Annotated in this window: 20 protein-coding genes and 2 tRNA genes; 11 read left to right on the forward strand and 11 right to left on the reverse strand. The window is 73.9% G+C overall.

Annotation, left to right across the window (positions count from 1 at the left end; translation table 11 throughout):
* Window positions 1-18 precede the first annotated feature (18 nt).
* The gene (locus tag ACSMHG_RS02845; protein ID WP_435741864.1) at window positions 19-624 is read right to left on the reverse strand and encodes a TMEM165/GDT1 family protein; all 606 of its coding nucleotides are present in this window, start codon (window positions 622-624) and stop codon (window positions 19-21) included.
* 31 nt (window positions 625-655) lie between these two features.
* Window positions 656-1,495 carry a prephenate dehydratase gene (locus ACSMHG_RS02850; protein ID WP_435741865.1) on the reverse strand — a complete coding sequence of 280 codons (840 nt, stop codon included), beginning with the start codon at window positions 1,493-1,495 and terminating at the stop codon, window positions 656-658.
* 22 nt (window positions 1,496-1,517) lie between these two features.
* Between ACSMHG_RS02850 and ACSMHG_RS02855 the strand changes: the two genes are divergently transcribed.
* Complete coding sequence (locus ACSMHG_RS02855; protein ID WP_435741866.1) at window positions 1,518-1,925, forward strand: DUF4446 family protein; 408 nt, start codon at window positions 1,518-1,520, stop codon at window positions 1,923-1,925.
* 67 nt (window positions 1,926-1,992) lie between these two features.
* On the opposite strand, the gene ACSMHG_RS02860 is transcribed toward ACSMHG_RS02855, so the two are convergent.
* A complete protein-coding gene (locus ACSMHG_RS02860) occupies window positions 1,993-3,570 on the reverse strand; it encodes a bifunctional phosphatase PAP2/diacylglycerol kinase family protein (protein WP_435741867.1) in 1,578 nt (525 codons plus the stop codon).
* Window positions 3,571-3,642: 72 nt separating this feature from the next.
* Here ACSMHG_RS02860 and serS point away from each other — a divergent pair, with 72 nt between their 5' ends.
* The 5 genes from serS to ACSMHG_RS02885 are packed head-to-tail and all read left to right on the forward strand — an operon-like array spanning window position 3,643 to window position 7,713.
* Window positions 3,643-4,923, forward strand: a complete 1,281-nt coding sequence (gene serS, locus ACSMHG_RS02865; RefSeq protein ID WP_435741868.1) for a serine--tRNA ligase — start codon at window positions 3,643-3,645, stop codon at window positions 4,921-4,923.
* Complete coding sequence (locus ACSMHG_RS02870; protein ID WP_435741869.1) at window positions 4,920-5,816, forward strand: HAD family hydrolase; 897 nt, start codon at window positions 4,920-4,922, stop codon at window positions 5,814-5,816. The genes serS and ACSMHG_RS02870 overlap by 4 nt, the downstream gene beginning before the upstream one ends.
* A 2-nt stretch (window positions 5,817-5,818) precedes the next feature.
* Window positions 5,819-6,310: a GNAT family N-acetyltransferase gene (locus ACSMHG_RS02875; RefSeq protein ID WP_435741870.1), complete on the forward strand. Its 492-nt coding sequence runs from the start codon at window positions 5,819-5,821 to the stop codon at window positions 6,308-6,310.
* A complete protein-coding gene (locus tag ACSMHG_RS02880; RefSeq protein ID WP_435741871.1) occupies window positions 6,307-7,101 on the forward strand; it encodes a Cof-type HAD-IIB family hydrolase in 795 nt (264 codons plus the stop codon). Before ACSMHG_RS02875 ends, ACSMHG_RS02880 begins: the two co-directional genes overlap by 4 nt.
* 18 nt (window positions 7,102-7,119) lie before the next feature.
* On the forward strand, window positions 7,120-7,713 hold the full coding sequence (locus ACSMHG_RS02885) for a hypothetical protein (protein WP_435741872.1): 594 nt from the start codon (window positions 7,120-7,122) through the stop codon (window positions 7,711-7,713).
* A gap of 106 nt (window positions 7,714-7,819) precedes the next feature.
* On the opposite strand, the gene ACSMHG_RS02890 is transcribed toward ACSMHG_RS02885, so the two are convergent.
* The 4 genes from ACSMHG_RS02890 to mobA form a co-directional block, all read right to left on the reverse strand.
* On the reverse strand, window positions 7,820-8,446 hold the full coding sequence (locus ACSMHG_RS02890) for a bacterial proteasome activator family protein (RefSeq protein WP_435741873.1): 627 nt from the start codon (window positions 8,444-8,446) through the stop codon (window positions 7,820-7,822).
* Between the two features lie 16 nt (window positions 8,447-8,462).
* Complete coding sequence (locus tag ACSMHG_RS02895; protein WP_435741874.1) at window positions 8,463-9,440, reverse strand: NAD(P)H-quinone oxidoreductase; 978 nt, start codon at window positions 9,438-9,440, stop codon at window positions 8,463-8,465.
* Window positions 9,441-9,510: 70 nt separating this feature from the next.
* On the reverse strand, window positions 9,511-9,831 hold the full coding sequence (locus ACSMHG_RS02900) for a DUF6457 domain-containing protein (protein ID WP_435741875.1): 321 nt from the start codon (window positions 9,829-9,831) through the stop codon (window positions 9,511-9,513).
* Between the two features lie 51 nt (window positions 9,832-9,882).
* Window positions 9,883-10,449, reverse strand: coding sequence for a molybdenum cofactor guanylyltransferase (gene mobA, locus ACSMHG_RS02905; protein ID WP_435741876.1), 567 nt, complete (start codon window positions 10,447-10,449; stop codon window positions 9,883-9,885).
* Between the two features lie 45 nt (window positions 10,450-10,494).
* Between mobA and ACSMHG_RS02910 the strand changes: the two genes are divergently transcribed.
* Both ACSMHG_RS02910 and ACSMHG_RS02915 read left to right on the forward strand, forming a co-directional pair.
* Window positions 10,495-11,262 carry a carbon-nitrogen hydrolase family protein gene (locus tag ACSMHG_RS02910; protein WP_435741877.1) on the forward strand — a complete coding sequence of 256 codons (768 nt, stop codon included), beginning with the start codon at window positions 10,495-10,497 and terminating at the stop codon, window positions 11,260-11,262.
* An 11-nt stretch (window positions 11,263-11,273) separates the two neighbouring features.
* On the forward strand, window positions 11,274-12,389 hold the full coding sequence (locus ACSMHG_RS02915; RefSeq protein ID WP_435741878.1) for a hypothetical protein: 1,116 nt from the start codon (window positions 11,274-11,276) through the stop codon (window positions 12,387-12,389).
* Window positions 12,390-12,431: 42 nt separating this feature from the next.
* On the opposite strand, the gene ACSMHG_RS02920 is transcribed toward ACSMHG_RS02915, so the two are convergent.
* Together ACSMHG_RS02920 and ACSMHG_RS02925 are read right to left on the reverse strand one after the other, a co-directional pair.
* Window positions 12,432-12,662, reverse strand: a complete 231-nt coding sequence (locus ACSMHG_RS02920) for a biotin/lipoyl-binding carrier protein (protein ID WP_435741879.1) — start codon at window positions 12,660-12,662, stop codon at window positions 12,432-12,434.
* Window positions 12,663-12,743: 81 nt separating this feature from the next.
* Window positions 12,744-12,831: transfer RNA gene (locus ACSMHG_RS02925), tRNA-Ser, on the reverse strand.
* Between the two features lie 99 nt (window positions 12,832-12,930).
* On the opposite strand from ACSMHG_RS02925, the gene ACSMHG_RS02930 reads away from it, so the two are divergent.
* From ACSMHG_RS02930 to ACSMHG_RS02940, 3 genes are all read left to right on the forward strand, one after another.
* Window positions 12,931-13,392, forward strand: a complete 462-nt coding sequence (locus tag ACSMHG_RS02930; RefSeq protein ID WP_435741881.1) for a hypothetical protein — start codon at window positions 12,931-12,933, stop codon at window positions 13,390-13,392.
* Window positions 13,393-13,475: 83 nt separating this feature from the next.
* Window positions 13,476-13,569: transfer RNA gene (locus ACSMHG_RS02935), tRNA-Ser, on the forward strand.
* A 206-nt stretch (window positions 13,570-13,775) separates the two neighbouring features.
* The gene (locus ACSMHG_RS02940; RefSeq protein ID WP_435741882.1) at window positions 13,776-13,907 is read left to right on the forward strand and encodes a hypothetical protein; all 132 of its coding nucleotides are present in this window, start codon (window positions 13,776-13,778) and stop codon (window positions 13,905-13,907) included.
* A gap of 135 nt (window positions 13,908-14,042) precedes the next feature.
* On the opposite strand, the gene ACSMHG_RS02945 is transcribed toward ACSMHG_RS02940, so the two are convergent.
* Both ACSMHG_RS02945 and ACSMHG_RS02950 read right to left on the reverse strand, forming a co-directional pair.
* Window positions 14,043-15,047 (reverse strand): LuxR family transcriptional regulator, encoded by a 1,005-nt coding sequence (locus tag ACSMHG_RS02945; protein WP_435741883.1) that lies wholly within the window; start codon window positions 15,045-15,047, stop codon window positions 14,043-14,045.
* A gap of 131 nt (window positions 15,048-15,178) precedes the next feature.
* Window positions 15,179-17,014: a phosphoenolpyruvate carboxykinase (GTP) gene (locus tag ACSMHG_RS02950; protein ID WP_435741884.1), complete on the reverse strand. Its 1,836-nt coding sequence runs from the start codon at window positions 17,012-17,014 to the stop codon at window positions 15,179-15,181.
* Window positions 17,015-17,329 lie beyond the last annotated feature (315 nt).

Genomic DNA, 17,329 nt, shown 5'->3' on the forward strand with positions numbered 1-17,329 from the left:
GGGCCGACTCTAGGCGGGTCAGCGCAGCAGCTCCCAGAGCACCAGCGCCTCCAGGACCAGGCAGACCGCGGCGCCGGCGTAGAAGAGGACGTGCAGGGGGACGTAGCGCATCAGCGTCCGGCCCACGATCACCGCGAGCCCGCTCACCGCGAGCAGCGCGGCCAGCGCACCCGCGAAGACCGCGAGCGGCTCCTCGTACCGCGCGACCAGCGAGATCGTCAGCAGCTGGCTGAGGTCGCCCCACTCCGCGGCGAGGAGGACCAGGAACGACGCGAGCACCGCGCGCCAGCCGGTGGCCGGCTTGGCGCGGGCGGCGAGGTCCTCGGTCTCCACCTCGGCGTCGCGGTCCTTCTGGTGCGCCCGGGCCTCGCGCAGCAGCAGGACCGCGCCGACCATGAAGAGCGCCGCGGCCGCGACCTTGACGACCTCCTGCGGCAGGAACGACGCGGCGTGGCCGAGGAGCACCGCGATCGTCGTCTGCACCGCGAAGGCCAGGCCGACGCCCAGCCACACCAGCACCGGGCGGTAGCGGGTGGAGAGCACGAGCGTGGCCAGGAAGGTCTTGTCCGGCAGCTCGACGACGAAGATGGTGCCGAAGGCGATCGCCGCGACGGCGAGGTCCATGGGGTTCGCTTCCGTGGTGGGGGCGGGCGAGTCAGGCGCGGAACGGGTCGGCGGGGTAGACGCCGAGCACCTTGACGTCGGTCGTGAAGAAGGCCAGCTCCTCGAGCGCACGGGCGAGCCCCGGGTCGTCGGGGTGGCCGTCGACCTCCGCGAGGAACTGGGTGGCCGTGAACTCGCCGCCGACCATGTAGCTCTCCAGCTTGGTCATGTTCACGCCGTTCGTCGCGAAGCCGCCGAGCGCCTTGTAGAGCGCGGCCGGGAGGTTGCGGACGTTGAAGATGAAGCTGGTCATCACCGGGCCGCTGCCGCGCTCGGCCTCGACGAAGTCGCGGGAGAGCACCACGAACCGGGTGGTGTTGTGGTCCTCGTCCTCGACGTCCTCGGCGAGCACCTCGAGGCCGTAGATCTCCGCGGCCAGCGGCGGTGAGATCGCGGCCTGGGTGGGGTCGGCCGCCTCCGCCACCTCGCGGGCCGCGCCGGCGGTGTCACCGGAGATGACCGCGGTCAGCCCGTGCTCGCGGATCACCTTGCGGCACTGGCCGAGCGCGTGCACGTGGCTGTGCACCGTGCGGATGGTGGCCAGCGAGGAGCCCGGCACGCCCATCAGGTGGAACCGGATCCGCAGGAAGTGCTCGCCGATGATGTGCAGGCCCGAGCCGGGCAGGAAGTGGTGGATGTCGGCGACCCGGCCGGCGATGGAGTTGTCGATGGGGATCATCGCCAGGTCGGCCTCGCCCGACTCGACCGCGGCGAAGACGTCCTCGAAGGACGCGCACGGGACGGCCTCCCAGTCCGGGTAGTGCTGCACGCAGACGATGTGGGAGTTGGCACCGGGTTCGCCCTGGTAGGCGATGCGTCGGGCTTCGGGCACCCGCGCAGTCTAGGGTCGGCGGGTGGTCGCGCTGACGGTGCTCTCCCTGCTGGTCGCGGTCGTCGCCGTCGCGGCGGCGGTCCTGGCGGTCGTCGCCCTGCGACGCACCGCCCCCGCCCGCCGTACGCCGCCGGCCGACGCGCTCCCCGAGGACGTCCAGGGCCTGCGGCAGGAGGTGGCGGCGCTCCGGGCCGAGACCCAGGACAGCCTGCGCCACCTGGCGCTGGTGCGCTACGACGCCTTCGGCGACATGGGCGGGCACCTCTCGTGGTCGCTCGCGCTGCTCGACGACGCCGGCCACGGCATCGTGCTGACCTCCATCCACGGCCGCAGCGACTCCCGCACCTACGCCAAGAGCGTCAGCGCCTGGACGAGCGAGCAGCAGCTCTCCCCCGAAGAGGAGGAGGCGATCGCCTCCGCCCGGCCCTGACGCCGCGTGCTGCTGAGCGTGCGCCAGGGCGCACGGTGGACAGCACGAGGCGGGTACGGCGGCGGGCTCAGCGGGGCACGCGGACGAGCAGCCGCCCGTGGATGCACTCCATGCGCAGCTCGCAGCCCGGCCCGATCGAGTCGCCGTCCAGCTGCCGGGGCGTCTCCCGCTCGGCACGCACGACCACGGTGGAGCCCGTCTTGCGGTCGACGAGCTCGTCGGTGTGCGGCCGCTTGAGCATCACCCGCCAGGCCAGCGGCACCCAGGCGAGCACGTTGCGCGGGTGCAGGATCACCACGTCGAGCGTGCCGTCGTCGATCGCGGCGTCGGGCAGCAGCGGCATGCCGGCCTGCAGGAAGCCGACGTTGCCGACGACCACCGTGCGGGCCCGGTGCCGGGTGAACTCGCCGCCGTCGACGGAGATCTCGACCTTGACCGCCGGGAACATCAGCGACTTCAGGCCCGATGCGACGTAGGCGAGCCAGCCGACCCGCTTCTTCAGGTCCTCGTTGACGCCCTCCATGATCGCGGCGTCGAAGCCCATCCCGGCCATCACCATGAAGTGGGTGTCCGGCTCGATCCCGTCTCCCTCGACCTTGACGAGGTCGATGGCGCGGTCCTGCCCGTTCAGGCCGATGTCGATGGCCGAGCGGAGGTAGAGCGGGATGCCGAGGTTGCGGGCGAGCAGGTTGCCGGTGCCCGCGGGGATGATCCCGACCGGGATGCCGGTGCCGGCGAGCTCGGCACAGACCTCGCGCACGGTCCCGTCGCCGCCGCAGACGAGCACCAGGTCCGCGCCGTCCACGGAGGCCTGCTCGGCCATGCCCGCGCCGGGGTCCTCGACGGTCGTGTAGTGCCAGGCCGGCTCGGACCAGCCGCCCTCCACCGCCATCGTCCTGACGGTGGCGCGGAAGTCGTCGAGGTCCTCGACCTTGATCGGGTTGACCACGACGGCCAGGCGCTTGGCGGAGGTGTAGACCTCCGGCAGGGGCTCGCTGTGCACCGCGATGCTGCGGGGGAGCGGGTTGATGACGGCCAGTCCGAGCAGGACCAGCCCCGCACCGAGGAGCACCCCACCCACGACGTCCGAGGGGTAGTGCCGTCCCAGGAGCACCCGGTCGAGGAGGACCACGACCACGAAGAGCGCGATGCCGGCGTACAGCACGCGCCGCACGCTCGCGCGGCGGACCAGCATCGTGACCAGCACCACCGCCACGCCCCCCAGCGCGGTCGCCGAGGACGAGTGGCCGGAGGGGAACGACTTGGTGCTCAGCAGCGCCTCGGTGAGCTGCCACTCGGGCCGCTCGCGACCGATCCCGAGCTTCATGGCGGTCGTGGCCAGCGAGGCGGCGAGCATGACCGCGACCGTGAAGTACGCCGCTCGCCGGTGCTTCTTGAGGAACATCACCGCCGCGAGGAGGAGCGTCAGGACCGTCATGCCGAGCGTGGCGGTGAGCGTCTCGATCCACTGGAGCGCGTCGGTCAGCCACGGGCTCTCCACCGCCCAGGCCTGCGCGCGCCCGCCGCGGTCGTCGAAGGCCGTCAGGGGCCCCCAGCCCTGGACGACGCCGACCGCCAGGGCCGCGAGGGCAACGAAGCAGACGGCGGCCAGGCTCAGCTGGACGATGCGGGGACGGTCGAGCACGCGGGCCAGTATGACCGGCGCTCGGGTGGCGCCCGGAGCCCGTGCGGGGCGGACCCCGATAGCCTGCACGTCATGATCGACCCCCGGATCCTCCGCGACGACCCCGACCGCGTGCGTGCCGCCCAGGCCAAGCGGGGGCTCTCCGGCGACGTGGTCGACCGGGCCCTCGCCGCCGACGGCGCGCGCCGCTCGGCGATCAGCGCCTTCGAGTCCCGGCGCGCCGAGCAGAAGCAGCTGGGCAAGCAGGTCGCCCGCGCCCAGGGCGACGAGAGGGCCGAGCTGCTCGCGCGCACCAAGGCGCTGGCCGCGGAGGTCAAGGAGGCGGAGGCCGCCCAGGCCGCCGCCGAGGAGGAGTGGCAGGCGCTGCTCATGTCGCTGCCGAACCTCGCGGCCGAGGAGGCCCCCGAGGGCGGCGAGGACGACTTCATCGTGCTCGAGGAGATCGGTACGCCGCGCGACTTCGCCGCCGAGGGCTTCGAGCCCCGCGACCACGTCGAGCTCGGCCGGCTGCTCGGCGCGATCGACCTCGAGCGCGGCGCCAAGGTGTCCGGGTCGAGGTTCTACTTCCTCACCGGTGTCGGGGCGCAGCTGGAGCGCGCCCTCGTGGCGATGGCGATGGACCAGGCGGCCGAGGCGGGCTTCACCGAGGTGATCCCGCCGTCGCTGGTGCGGCCGCGGGCGATGGAGGGCACCGGCTTCCTCGGCCAGGCCGCCGACGACGTCTACCGGATCGAGGGCGAGGAGCTCTACCTGGTGGGCACCTCCGAGGTCCCGATGGCGGCGTACCACTCCGACGAGGTCCTCGACGCCGAGACGCTGCCGCTGCGCTACGCCGCGTTCAGCCCGTGCTTCCGCAAGGAGGCGGGCTCGCACGGCAAGGACACCAAGGGGATCATCCGGGTCCACTGGTTCGACAAGGTCGAGATGTTCGTCTACTCCACGCTCGAGGACGCCGACGCGGAGCACCAGCGCCTGCTGGGCTGGGAGAAGCAGTTCCTCGACAAGCTCGAGCTCGCCTACCGGGTCATCGACGTCGCGGCCGGCGACCTGGGACTGTCGGCGATCCGCAAGTTCGACTGCGAGGCGTGGATCCCGACGCAGGGCAAGTACCGCGAGCTCACCTCGACCTCCAACTGCACCGAGTTCCAGTCCCGCCGCCTCGACATCCGGGTCCGCCGCGACGGCCAGGTCCGGCCTGCGGCCACCCTCAACGGGACCCTCACCGCCATCCCGCGCGCGATCGTGGCGCTCCTCGAGACCCACCAGCAGGCCGACGGCTCGGTCCGGGTGCCGGCCGCGCTGCAGCCGTACCTCGGCGGGCGTGAGGTCCTGGAGCCGGTGACGCGCCCGTGAGCGCCGTCCCGCCCGGCACCGACGGGTGGCGCCCGGAGGTCGTCGCCCTCGACATCGACGGCACCCTGCTGAAGTGGGTGGAGGGCGCCGGCACCACCCACGAGGAGATCGCCCCGGCGGTCTACGACGCCGTGCAGCGCGCCCGTGCCGCCGGCGCCCACATCGTCCTCGCCTCCGGACGCTCGCCGCACGGCATGACCAGGGTCGCCGACCTGCTCGACCTGCACGACGGCCCGGAGGCCAGCGGCGGCGCCGAGCCGCTGTGGGTGGTGGCCTCCAACGGTGCGGTCGTCTTCCGCTACCCGCCGATGGAGGTGGTGCACGAGGAGACCTTCGACGCCGCGCCGGCGGTCCGGGCGGTCCTCGAGCGGCACCCGAACGCGCTGGTCGCCGTCGAGGAGCGCGGCGTCGGCTACCGGGTCAGCGCGCCGTTCCCCGACGGGGAGCTCAGCGGCGACCTCATCGTCACCGCCGTGGACGAGATCGTCTCCGGCCCGGTCAGCCGGGTCATCGTCCGAGACCCCGAGGCCACCGCGGACGACTTCGTCGCGCTGGCCGAGGAGCTGGGCCTGCACGGGACCAACTACATCGTCGGCTGGACGGCGTGGCTCGACATCGCCCCGGTGGGCGTCTCGAAGGCGTCCGGGCTGCAGCACGTGGTCGACCGGCTGGGCGTCGCGGCGCAGGACGTGCTCGCCATCGGCGACGGCCGCAACGACATCGAGATGCTGGCGTGGGCCGGCCGGGGCGTCGCGATGGGGCAGGCCGTCGAGGCGGTCCGCGCGGTGGCCGACGACGTCACGGCAGACGTCTACGAGGACGGAGCCGCCCAGGAGATCGCCCGCTGGTTCCGAGACGGGCGCAGCACGCCCTCCTCAACCCAAGGGTTCTAGGCGTGAGCGAGCAGGCGGCCCCGGCGCTGCCGGCGCTGCTCACCTCCGAGCGGCTGCGGCTGCCGCTGTGGACGGCCGCGGAGGTCGCCGACATCCGCGCCGGCCGCCGCCGGGCCGAGTGGCACCGCGACTTCCCCCGCCGCGAGGACGCCGACGCGGCGACCCTCTGGGTGGAGGGCGACCCGTGGGGGCCGCGCTCCATCGTCCGGGGGAGCACCGTGCTCGGCTCGATCGGCTTCTTCGGCCCGCCCAGCGGCGAACCGCTGGAGGTGGAGGTCGGCTACGGGCTGGTCGGCGAGGCGCACGGCTACGGCTTCGCGACCGAGGCCCTGCGCACCCTGCTCGCCGCGACCGACGCCGCTGGGGTCAAGGTCCGGGCGGCGGTCGCGCCCGACGACCGGGCCGGCATCCGGGTGCTCGCCGGAGCCGGCTTCACCGAGCTGCGCGGCTCCGACGAGGACGGCAACCTGGTCATGGCCCGCCCGGTCCCGTGACCCTCCCGCGGCTGGTCGCCACCGACCTCGACGGCACCCTGGTGCGCTCCGACGGCACGGTGTCGGACTACACCGCCGACGTCCTGGCCCGGGTCGAGGCCCTGGGCGTGCCCGTCGTCTTCGTCACCGGCCGCCCGCTGCGCTGGGCCGAGGACGTCTTCGAGCACGTCGGCGAGCACGGCCTGGCGATCATCTCCAACGGCGCCCTCGTGTGGGACGTCGCTCGGGAGCGGGTCCACCTCGAGCGGCCGATCCCCACCGACCTCGCGCTCGAGGTCTGCCGCGAGGTGCGCGCCGCGGTGCCGGGCACGGCGTACGCGGTGGAGCACCTCGACGGCATCGCGCTGGAGCCGGAGTTCGTCGAGCGGTACGCCGTGCCCGGCGGGGCCCGCCGGGCGCCGGTGGAGCAGCTGCTCGCCACCCCGCCGCTCAAGCTGCTGGTCCGCCACGAGGAGCTCGCGCCGCAGGAGTTCTGGGACGTCGTGGAACGCGTCAACGCGGGCCGGCTGGTGACGACCTGGTCCTCCGCCGGCACCCTGCTCGAGGTCAGCGGGCCGGGGGTGACCAAGGCCTCGACGCTGGAGCTGCTCTGCGACGACCTGGGAGTGGCGGCCGCGGACGTCATCGCGTTCGGCGACATGCCGAACGACCTGCCGATGCTGCGCTGGGCCGGTACGGCGTACGCCATGGCCGACGCGCACCCCACCGTGACCGCCGCCGCCACCCACGTCGCGCCCGGCCACGACGAGGACGGTGTGGCACGGGTGCTGGCTGGTGTCTTCGGGCTCTGATCTGTTTCGATGCTCCCCGTGCTGGCCCTCCGACGCTCCCTCGCCGCCGCGTTCCTCGCGGCCGCCGCGGGCGTCGCCGTGCCCGCGACACCGGCCGTGGCAGCGCCCGGCGACTGCGCCGTCGGCACCACGCAGAGCCACACGCGCGCCGCGCAGGCGGTCTTCAGCGGCACGGTGACCGACGTCGAGCGCGGGCCGTCCGTCGGCAGCGACGTGACCTACCGGCACACGGTCGAGGTCGAGCGGGTCTGGAAGGGCGGCATCAGCGTGGAGACCGCGCAGGTCACCACGGCCGGCGCCCGGGCGGAGTGCGGACTGGGGCGCCTGCCGGAGGGCAGCGAGGTGCTGTTCTTCGTCTCACGCGCCAACGGGACGTGGGCGGCCTCCGGCGACGGCGGCACCGCGCCGGCCTCGGACCGCCTCGTCGGTCAGGTGACCCGGCTGCTCGGCTCCGGCCGCTCACCCGTCCCGCCCGCGCCGCAGACCGCGCAGTTCACCCGCGTGGCCGACGGTGCGCCGGCCGCGTTCACCCGCACCGCGGCCCCGGGGGTCGCGATGGTGATCGTCGGGCTGCTCGGCCTGCTCCTCGTGCAGCGACTCGGCCGCCGCTGAGCCCAGGCGTGGCCGGCCGGCCGCTCGCGGCTCCGGGGTCACCCGAATCGCGCGGCTCTGGGGTCACCCGACTCGCGCAATCGAACGGTTCTGGTGGGCGCCCGCCTCAGAGGTACATGCCGCCGGAGTCGCCCGGCGTGGGCCCGGGCGCACCGGGCATGCCGGGCCCCTGGCCGGGACCGGCACCGGGCGCCTGACCGGGCGCCTGACCCTGGGGGAGCGCCCGCCGGATCTGCTCGAACTGGGCACGCGCCGCCATCTGCTGGGCGTAGATCGCGGTCTGGATGCCGTGGAAGAGCCCCTCCAGCCACCCGACCAGCTGCGCCTGCGCGATCCGCAGCTCTCCCTCCGACGGCGTCGACTCCTCGGTGAAGGGCAGTGCGAGCCGCCCGAGCTCCTCGACGAGCTCGGGCGCCAACCCGGCCTCGAGCTCCTTGATCGAGGAGGCGTGGATCTCCTTGAGCCGGTTCCGACTGGCCTCGTCGAGCGGCGCCGCCTTCACCTCCTCGAGCAGCTGGCGGATCATGCTGCCGATGCGCATCACCTTCGCCGGCTGCTCGACCAGCTCGGTGACCGAGCGCGGGTCGTCGCCGTCGCCGTCCCCGTCGCCCTCCCCGGCGCCCTGCTCCTGGCCCTGCGGCTGCAGCGCAGACGCGGGCACCGAGCCCATGGGCTGGCCATCGGGGCCGATGATGACGACGTGCTGCTCCTGCTCATCTGGCTGACCGGTCATGCCCAGAACCTAGCCGTCAGACGGTGAGCACGATCTTGCCGGTGTGCTCCCCGGACTCCATCAGCTCGTGGGCGCGGGCCACGTCCTCGAGCGGCATCGAGCCGTGGACCACCGGCTTCACCGACCCGTCGGCGAGCAGGGGCCACACGTGCTCGACGACCGAGGCGCAGATCGCCGCCTTGCCCTCGACCGGCCGTCCGCGCAGCGAGGTGGCGATGACCGCGCCCCGCTTGGCCAGCAGCGCGCCGAGGTCGAGCTCGGCCTTGGTCCCGCCCTGCATGCCGATGACGACCAGCCGGCCCTCCACCGCGAGCGCGTCGACGTTGCGCGCGAGGTACTTCGCGCCCATGTTGTCGAGGATGACGTCGGCGCCGGCCCCCTCGGTGTGCTCCTCGACCGCCGCCACGAAGTCCTCGTCGCGGTAGTTGATGGCGACGTCCGCGCCGAGCTCACGGCAGTACGCCAGCTTCTCGGCCGTGCCGCTGGTCGTCAGCACCCGCGCGCCCCTGGCGGCGGCGAGCTGGATGGCGAAGGTCCCGATGCCACCGGCGCCCCCGTGGACGAGCAGCGTCTCGCCCGGCTGCAGCCCGGCGACCATGTAGACGTTCGACCACACGGTGCACGCGACCTCCGGCACGGCGGCCGCCGTGACCAGGTCCAGCCCCTCCGGCACCGGCATCACCTGCCCGGCCGGTACGACCACCCGTGAGGCGTAGCCGCCCCCGGCGAGCAGCGCACACACCTCGTCGCCCACCGACCAGGCCTCGACGCCCTCGCCGACCGCGGCCACCGTGCCGCTGCACTCGAGGCCGATCACGTCCGACGCCCCGGGCGGCGGGGGGTAGAACCCGCGCCGCTGCAGCAGGTCGGCCCGGTTGACCGCGGTCGCGGCCACGGCGATGGCCACCTCGCCCGGGCCGGGCTCGACGTCGGGCAGGTCCTGGACGCTGAGGACGTCGGGGCCGCCGGCCCCGTCCGCGATCACGGCTCGCATGCCGCCCACCCTAGGGAGTGGCCGAGGGCCCCGCCTGCCGCGGTGCGGTCCAGGGTTCGGCCCCGGGCCTTCAGTCCAGGGCGTCGCCGGCGTGGTCGACGCCGCTGTCGTCGGGCACCGGGTCGTCGATGTCGTCGGGGTCCGGCGCGCCGGCGGGCCGGTCCCAGGCCTCCGCGAGCTGCTGCGCACGGGCGGCGAGCCTCTCCACCTGCTCCGGGTCGGCCCCGGACGCGCCCGCGGCGTAGCCCAGCAGGTACGCCGTCACGGGTGCCGCGGGGCGCTCGACCCGGTGGGCGGCGATCCGGGCGAGGTCGAGGACGAGCCCCTCGTCCATCTCCTGGTCCACGTCGAGCACGTCGCTGAGCTCGTCGATCCAGTCGTGGAGGTTCACGGATCCCACCCTGGCGAGGCCCGCCGGTGGCCGCAAGACCGGAAGGGATGGTCAGAGGTCGCGCAGGTCGGCCCAGGTGTCGAGGTCGCGGTGCTCGTGGCCGGTGGGGGCCACCTCGACGAGGTCCAGCGGCGCGAGCAGCCGGTGCAGGGGTGCGCCGTGCTGCTCCTCGTGCCCGGGTCGTACGGCGTCGAGCCGCGCCGTGTCGAGGACCAGCGCCAGCTGCCGCCGGCCGTCGGGGTCGACCAGCGCGGCCCCGTCCCGGCCCGCTGCAGCCTCGTGGAGCCGCCGCACGGTCGCAGCCGTCACGCGTGGCATGTCGACGGCGAGCACGGCCAGCCGCGGGGTGGGGTGCAGGAGGGCGTCGCGACCGGTCAGCAGGCCGGCGACCGGGCCGCCGTACCGGGGGCTCTCCCGGGTGAAGGTCACGGGCCGCTCGGTGGGCACCGGGTCGCCGACGACCACCACCTCGGCCGCGTCGACCAGCGCGTCGAGGGCGTGGGCGAGCAGGGTGCGGCCGTCGAGCTCGACCGACGCCTTGTCCACGCCGTCGAGCCGCGCCGCCCGCCCGCCGGCGAGCACGACGGCGGAGAAGCTCTCCAGCAGACCGGCACCCACGTCGCGATCCTCCCGCACCCTGCCGTGAGGTGGCACCCTGGGGACGTGCGCTCCCCGGTCCGTGTCGCCCTCGTCCAGGAGGCCTCCGGCCTCGACCCCGACGTCAACCGCGCCGCCCTCGACCGCCTCGTGCCGGCCGGGGCGGACCTCGTGGTCCTGCCCGAGGCGTTCGCCCGCGACTTCGGCGAGGCGGGCTCCGACGTCAGCCCGTACGCCGAGCCGCTGGACGGTCCGTTCGCCACCGAGGTGGGACGGGTGGCCGGTGAACGGGGGGCGACCGTGGTCGCCGGGATGTTCGAGACCGGCCCCGACCCGGACCGGCCCTACAACACGCTCGTCGCGCGCGGGGCGGAGGAGGCGGCCTACCGCAAGGTGCACCTCTACGACTCCTTCGGCTACCGGGAGTCCGACCGGCTCACGGCCGGTCCGCCCGAGCCGGTGCTGGTCGACGTCGCGGGGACGACGGTGGGCCTGATGACCTGCTACGACCTGCGCTTCCCCGAGCTGGCGCGGCTCCTGGTCGACCGGGGCGCGGAGGTGCTGGTGGTGCCCGCGGCCTGGGTCGCCGGCGAGCGGAAGGTCGACCACTGGCGGACGCTGGTGCGCGCCCGGGCGATCGAGAACACCGTCTTCGTGGTCGCGTGCGCCCAGCCGGCTCCCCGCTACTGCGGCCACTCCATGGTGGTCGACCCGCTCGGGGACGTCGTCGCCGAGGCGGGGGACGGTGCCGAGCTGCTCACCGCCGAGCTCCACCCCGACGCGCTCGTCGCCGCCCGGCGTACCAACCCCTCGCTGGCCAACCGTCGTCTGTAACGTTGCCCGCCATGCCCAGGACCGCTCCCCGCCGCCGCGCCGAACGGCCGGAGCGCCCGACGCGGGCCGGCGGGCGCGATGCCCGCGGCTCGGGCAGCTCGGGCGGCTCGGGCAGCTCGGCCGGGGCCGGACGCCGCTGGGCCGTGGCCGTGCCGCACCCCAGCGGGCGGCGGAAGGCACTGATCGCGTTCGTCGTGGTCCTCCTCGCCCTCGGCGGCCTGGTGGCCGGCATGGTCCCCGCCGGGCCCGGTTGGCTTCCGGACGTCTCGGCCGTGGCCGTCGCGACGACGTACACGTGGGCCCTCGCGGCGCGGACCGGCGGCCGGCCGCTGCTCTTCGGCGGGCTGACCCTCGCCATCGGCGTGGCGGTGCTCGTCCTGGACCAGGCCGCCCTGCGCACCGGCGCCGCCGTGCTCACCTGCGCGGTGGCCTCCGTGCTGGCGGTGATGGCCACCGTGCCCGCGCGGACGTTCCTGGCGGCGGCGCGGGAGTGCGGCTTCGCGCTGCTGGTCGCCGCGGTGGGTGCGCTGGCGGTCGTGGGGCTGGAGCCGCGGATCACGGTGCTGCGCTTCGAGTACGTCACGCTGGGCCTGGCGCTGCTCGGGGCGTTCCTGGTGGTCCACCGGCTCGGGGCCGGCCTGCACGGCCTGGGCCGCCGAGGCCTGGTGACCGTGGTCATCGGGTCGGCGGTGCTCGCCCTCGCGCTCGCCTACGCCGAGGTGCTGCGCCGCTACGGGACGCCCGGGCTGGTGACCTCGCTGCTCGACGGCGTGCGGTGGAGCCGGGAGAACCTCGGGGCGTTCCCGCGGCCGCTCGAGGCGCTCCTGGGCGTGCCGGCGCTGGTCTGGGGCTGCCACATGCGGGCCCGCCGTCGTCAGGGCTGGTGGGTCTGCGCCTTCGGTGTCTGCGCGACGGTGCCGGTCGCCAACGCGCTGGCCAACCCGGCGGTCACGCTGCTGGAGTGGGCGCTGTCGATCGCGTACGGCGCGCTGGTCGGCCTAGTCCTCGGGTACGCCGTGATCCGCACCGACCTCGCGCTCACCGGCCCCCGTGGCCGGCGCTCGCGCCGGGCCGAGGAGGCCGCGGCCGGCCGGCCCGAGCCCCGCCGTACCGACGCGCTGCTCTGACGTTCCTCCGGGACGGGTGGGGCGCCAGGGGCGTCAGGGGCGTCAGTGGCGCAGCTGCACCAGCACGTCGCCCTCCTGGACGACGTCGCCCGGGGCGACCTTGACCGCCTCGACGGTGCCGGCGTGCTCGACGACGACGGGGATCTCCATCTTCATCGACTCCAGCAGCACCACGGTGTCGCCCGGCGCGACCACGGTCCCGGGCTCGACGACGACCGTCATCACGTTCGCCACCATCTCCGCGACGATCTCGGTCACCTGCACGCGCGCCATGGTGGCGACGGTAGCCGTTACCGACGGGTACTCCGCGCCCGTGACCGCGGTGCTGCCCACGGCCCCCCATCGACGGGCGCCTGGCAGAGGGGGCGGGATTCGAACCCGCGGTAGGTCTCCCTACGACCGCTTTCAAGGCGGTTCCGATCGGCCACTCCGGCACCCCTCCATGCCACCCCGGCGGGCCGCGGCGGCGCCTCGGAGTCTAGACGCGGGCGCCCGCACCCCGCGCGGCGGCGGTGCGGCGCCGCGGAGGACAATCGATCCCATGACCAGTGCGCCGTCCACCGACTACCGCCTCGCCCCGTCGATGGTGGCGCGCCTCGTGGGAGCGGCGCTGGTGCTGCTCGCCGTCGTGGTCCTCGCCGGCACGGGCGTCGTCGCGGCGACCGGGGCCGGGCTCGACGCGCTCGTGGTCCTCGCCGCGCTCGGCGTGCTCGCCGTCCTCGGCCTCGCCTGGTGGCTGCGGACGGGCCTGGCGGTGGTCCGCTTCGACGCCGACGGCTACCGGGTCCGGCTGGTCCGCGGCGCGGGCGTGCGCAGCGCCGGGTGGAAGCAGGTCAAGGAGGCCGCCACGGCCTCGCCGCGCGGCATCCCCTGCGTCGTCCTGAAGCTCGCCGACGGCGGCACCACCACCATCCCCGTCGAGGTCCTCGCCGTCGATCGCGAGGAGTTCGTGCGCCAGCTCCAGCAGCGGCTGCGCGACGCCGAGGGCCTGCGTCCGCTCTGACCCTCGCCCCGTGACCACCATGCGGTGTGGTGCCCTGATTGGCCGCGCCGGGCCGACGCCTTGTAGCCTGACGGGGCTGTCGGGGAGGCGTCGCCTAGTCCGGTCTATGGCGCCCGCCTGCTAAGCGGGTTTGGGGCTACAACCCCATCGAGGGTTCAAATCCCTCCGCCTCCGCCAGCCCGGCCCCCGCGTGGCTCAGACCGCGCGGGGGCCGCCGGCATTTGTGGGCGGTCAGGCCGGCGCGGGCGGCGTGACCAGCGCGACTGCAAGTTCTTGCAATGCACGTTCTTGAGGCAGCGGTCCTTGTTTCCCGACCCCAGACGATGCCCACACTGGAGGGCAGGCCTGTTCGGGCCCGTAGGACACGCAACAGTGGAGGGACCATGACGTTCGCACGGAAGGTCGCGATCGCAGTACTGGCCGGGACGATGGGTCTCGGCATCATCGGGGTCTCGGCCCCGGCGCAGGCCGACACGACCTGGGGATACGTGATCGCGCCGATCACCGGCAGGTAGACCACCACCCCGCCCGGACCCCGGCGGCGTCCACCCCCAAGACACGCCGCCGCAGCCTTCCCCACGGCGCGCGGTCCCGGGCCCACGAGGCCAGCGACACAGGCGAGTACGCCGAGGTCGCTGGCCTCGTCGCGTCTACCGCTCGGCCGGCGCCTCGCCGGCTCGGCCTTCGCCCTCGAGCCGGCCGATGTAGTACCCGAGTTGGAACCGGGTCGCCGCCTCGAACTCCTCCTTGAGGTCGGCGACGTAGCCCGCGTAGGTGCGCGGGCTGACCCCGAGCCGCTTCGCCGAGACGGGGTCGGGATGGCCCTCGACGAGCATCCGCAGCGTCGACGCGCGCTGCTCGTCGGCGATGTCCTTGAGCAGCGTGGCGTCGCGGCTGGTGAAGGGCCGGGCCCGTGCCCACGAGCGCTCGAAGACGTCGACCAGGTAGGCCACCACCGAGGGCTCCCGCACGGCCAGCGCCACGCTCAGGTCGTCTCCGCTGGGGATGACCGCGACCCGCCGGTCGATCACGATCATCCGGTTGAAGAACTCGTCGAGCGTCCGGACCTCCGCGCCGCGGGCGGTGACCTCCGCGACGTACGCCCGGGTGGGCGAGCTGCGGCGGGCGCTGTGCTGGTAGAGCGTGCGGATCCGGGCGCCCCGCTCCAGCAGCGCCGTGTCGCGCTCCAGGCCGACCCCGAGGAGCTCGAGGTTGCGCCCGGTCTGCGGCTGCGCCGTGAGCGCCTCCTCCTGGCACTCGGCGACCAGCGCGGCGAGGAAGGGCTCGATCGCCTCGGCGCGCAGGTAGGTGAACGGTCCGACCTCGGCAGCCCGGGGAGCCTGCCTCCAGGCCTGCCCGAGCGCGTGCAGGTCCGCCGACCAGGCGGCTGACTCCCCGAGCAGCCGGACGCCCTCGCGCGCCAGCGGGGAGGCGACCCGCGGCAGCGTGTTCGCAGGGTCCTCGGCGACCCACGTGTCGCCGTCGCGGCCCACGAGCCCCAGTCGCAGGAGCTGCTCGAACGCCGCTCGGCGCGGCCCGCCCTCGGCGATCCGCTCGTCGTCGGCGGGCAGCCCCCCGGCAGCCAGCAGCTCCTCGTACAGCGGAGCCGACTCCCTCTCGAAGAGCCGGCGCTCCTGCACGTCGTCCTCGGGCACCGGCCCTCCCTCTCCTCCGCGCCCCGGCACGCTCGTCCGCCCCCGGGGCGGTCATCGTGGCACAGGGGCGGAGGGACGGTGGACGCAGACAGGGCCCCGTCCGTGCGGACGGGGCCCTGTCGTGCGGCTGGTCACAGCCCGAGGCGCGCCTTGAGGCCGTCGAGCTCGGTCCACAGCACGGCGGGGAGCTGGTCGCCGAACTTCTCGAACCACTCCTGGATCTGCGGGATCTCGGCCTTCCACTCCTCGGCGTCGACGGCCAGCGCACGGCGCAGCACGTCCTCGGACACGTCGAGGCCGTCGATGTCGAGGGCGCCCGGAGCGGGGACGTGGCCGATCGGGGTCTCCTCGGCGGCGGCCTGGCCGTCGATCCGCTCGACGATCCACTTCAGCACCCGGCTGTTCTCACCGAAGCCCGGCCACAGGAAGTCGCCCTCGTCGTCGCGGCGGAACCAGTTGACGTAGAAGATGCGGGGCAGCTTCGCGGCGTCGTTCTCCTTGCCGACGTTGATCCAGTGGCTGAAGTAGTCACCGGCGTTGTAGCCGATGAACGGCAGCATCGCCATCGGGTCGCGGCGGACCACGCCGACCGCACCGACCGCGGCGGCGGTGGTCTCGGAGGAGAGCGTGGCGCCGAGGAACGTGCCGTGGGTCCAGTCACGGGCCTCGAAGACGAGCGGGATGGTCGTCTTGCGGCGGCCGCCGAAGAGGATGGCGTCGATCGGGACACCGCGCGGGTCGTCGTACTCCGGCGCGAGGATGTCGCACTGCTTGATCGGCGTGCAGTAGCGGCTGTTCGGGTGGCTGGAGAGCTCTCCCGTCTCTGCAGCGGACTCCGGCGTCCACGGCTCGCCCTTCCAGGACGTCGCCTGGGCCGGCGGGTTCTCCAGGCCCTCCCACCACACGTCGCCGTCCTCGGTGAGGGCGACGTTGGTGAAGACCGAGTTGCCCTTCTCGATGGTCCGCATCGCGTTCGGGTTGGTGTGGTAGTTCGTGCCCGGCGCGACGCCGAAGAAGCCGTACTCGGGGTTGACCGCCCACAGGCGGCCGTCCTCGCCGATGCGCATCCAGGCGATGTCGTCGCCGAGGGTCTCGACCTTCCACCCGGGGATGGTGGGCTCGAGCATGGCGAGGTTGGTCTTGCCGCAGGCGCTCGGGAACGCCGCGGCGACGTACTTCACGACGCCCTCGGGGCTGGTGAGCTTGAGGATGAGCATGTGCTCGGCGAGCCAGCCCTCGTCGCGGGCCATCACGCTGGCGATGCGCAGCGCGTAGCACTTCTTGCCGAGCAGCGCGTTGCCGCCGTAGCCGGAGCCGAAGGACCAGATGCCTCGCTCCTCGGGGAAGTGCACGATGTACTTGGTGTCGTTGCACGGCCAGGCGACGTCCTGCTCGCCCTCGGCGAGGGGGTGGCCGACGGAGTGGACGGCCTCGACGAACGGCGCGTCGAGCTCCTCCATCCTCCGCAGGACGTGCGTGCCCATGCGGGCCATGACGCGCATCGAGGCGGTGACGTACGCCGAGTCGGTGATCTCGACGCCGAACATCGGCTTCTCGGCCTCGAGGTGGCCCATCACGAACGGGATGACGTACATGGTCCGGCCCCGCATGCACCCGCGGTAGAGGTCGCGCATGAGCGACTTCATCTCGTCGGGGTCCATCCAGTTGTTGGTCGGACCGGCGTCCTTCTCGTCCACCGAGCAGATGTAGGTCCGGTCCTCGACGCGGGCGACGTCGATCGGGTCGGAGGCGGCGTAGAAGGAGTTGGGCTTCTTGTCCGGGTTGAGCCGGGTGAAGGTGCCCGTGGCCTCGAGGGCGCGAGTGAGCTCGTCCCACTCCTCGTCGCTGCCGGTGCACCAGTGGATGCGGTCCGGCTCCATGATCTCGGCCCACGTCGCGACGAAGTCGGCGATGCCTCGGTGGGTGGTGGGTGCCTGATCGGTCGGTGCCTGCGTCTCGGCGGTCATAGCCTGGGTTCCCTCTCGCGCATTCGCGGTGGCTCCCTCGCCGGGCGCCGCCGGCCGTCGAGCGTATCGACGGTGTGTCGTGGAGTTGCTTGTGTTCGTCGGCCTCGGTGGCGGCGACTGCTTGTGGTGCCCCGCCGCCGGAGGACCCGGCGCCGAGGTGGGGCGAGGCTACCCCCGCCCTCGACCAGTCACCATTGGATCGTTCAACGACCCGTGGTCCGGGTCACACCGAGCGGTCGAGGCCTGTCAATGGCACGTCCGGGTGGTCAGGCCGGGGGCCCGGTGGGTACGTCGGCCAGCCGGACGGGTACTCGC

Origin of the sequence: Nocardioides ureilyticus (genome assembly GCF_051280745.1) — a bacterium.
Lineage (GTDB): Bacteria > Actinomycetota > Actinomycetes > Propionibacteriales > Nocardioidaceae > Nocardioides.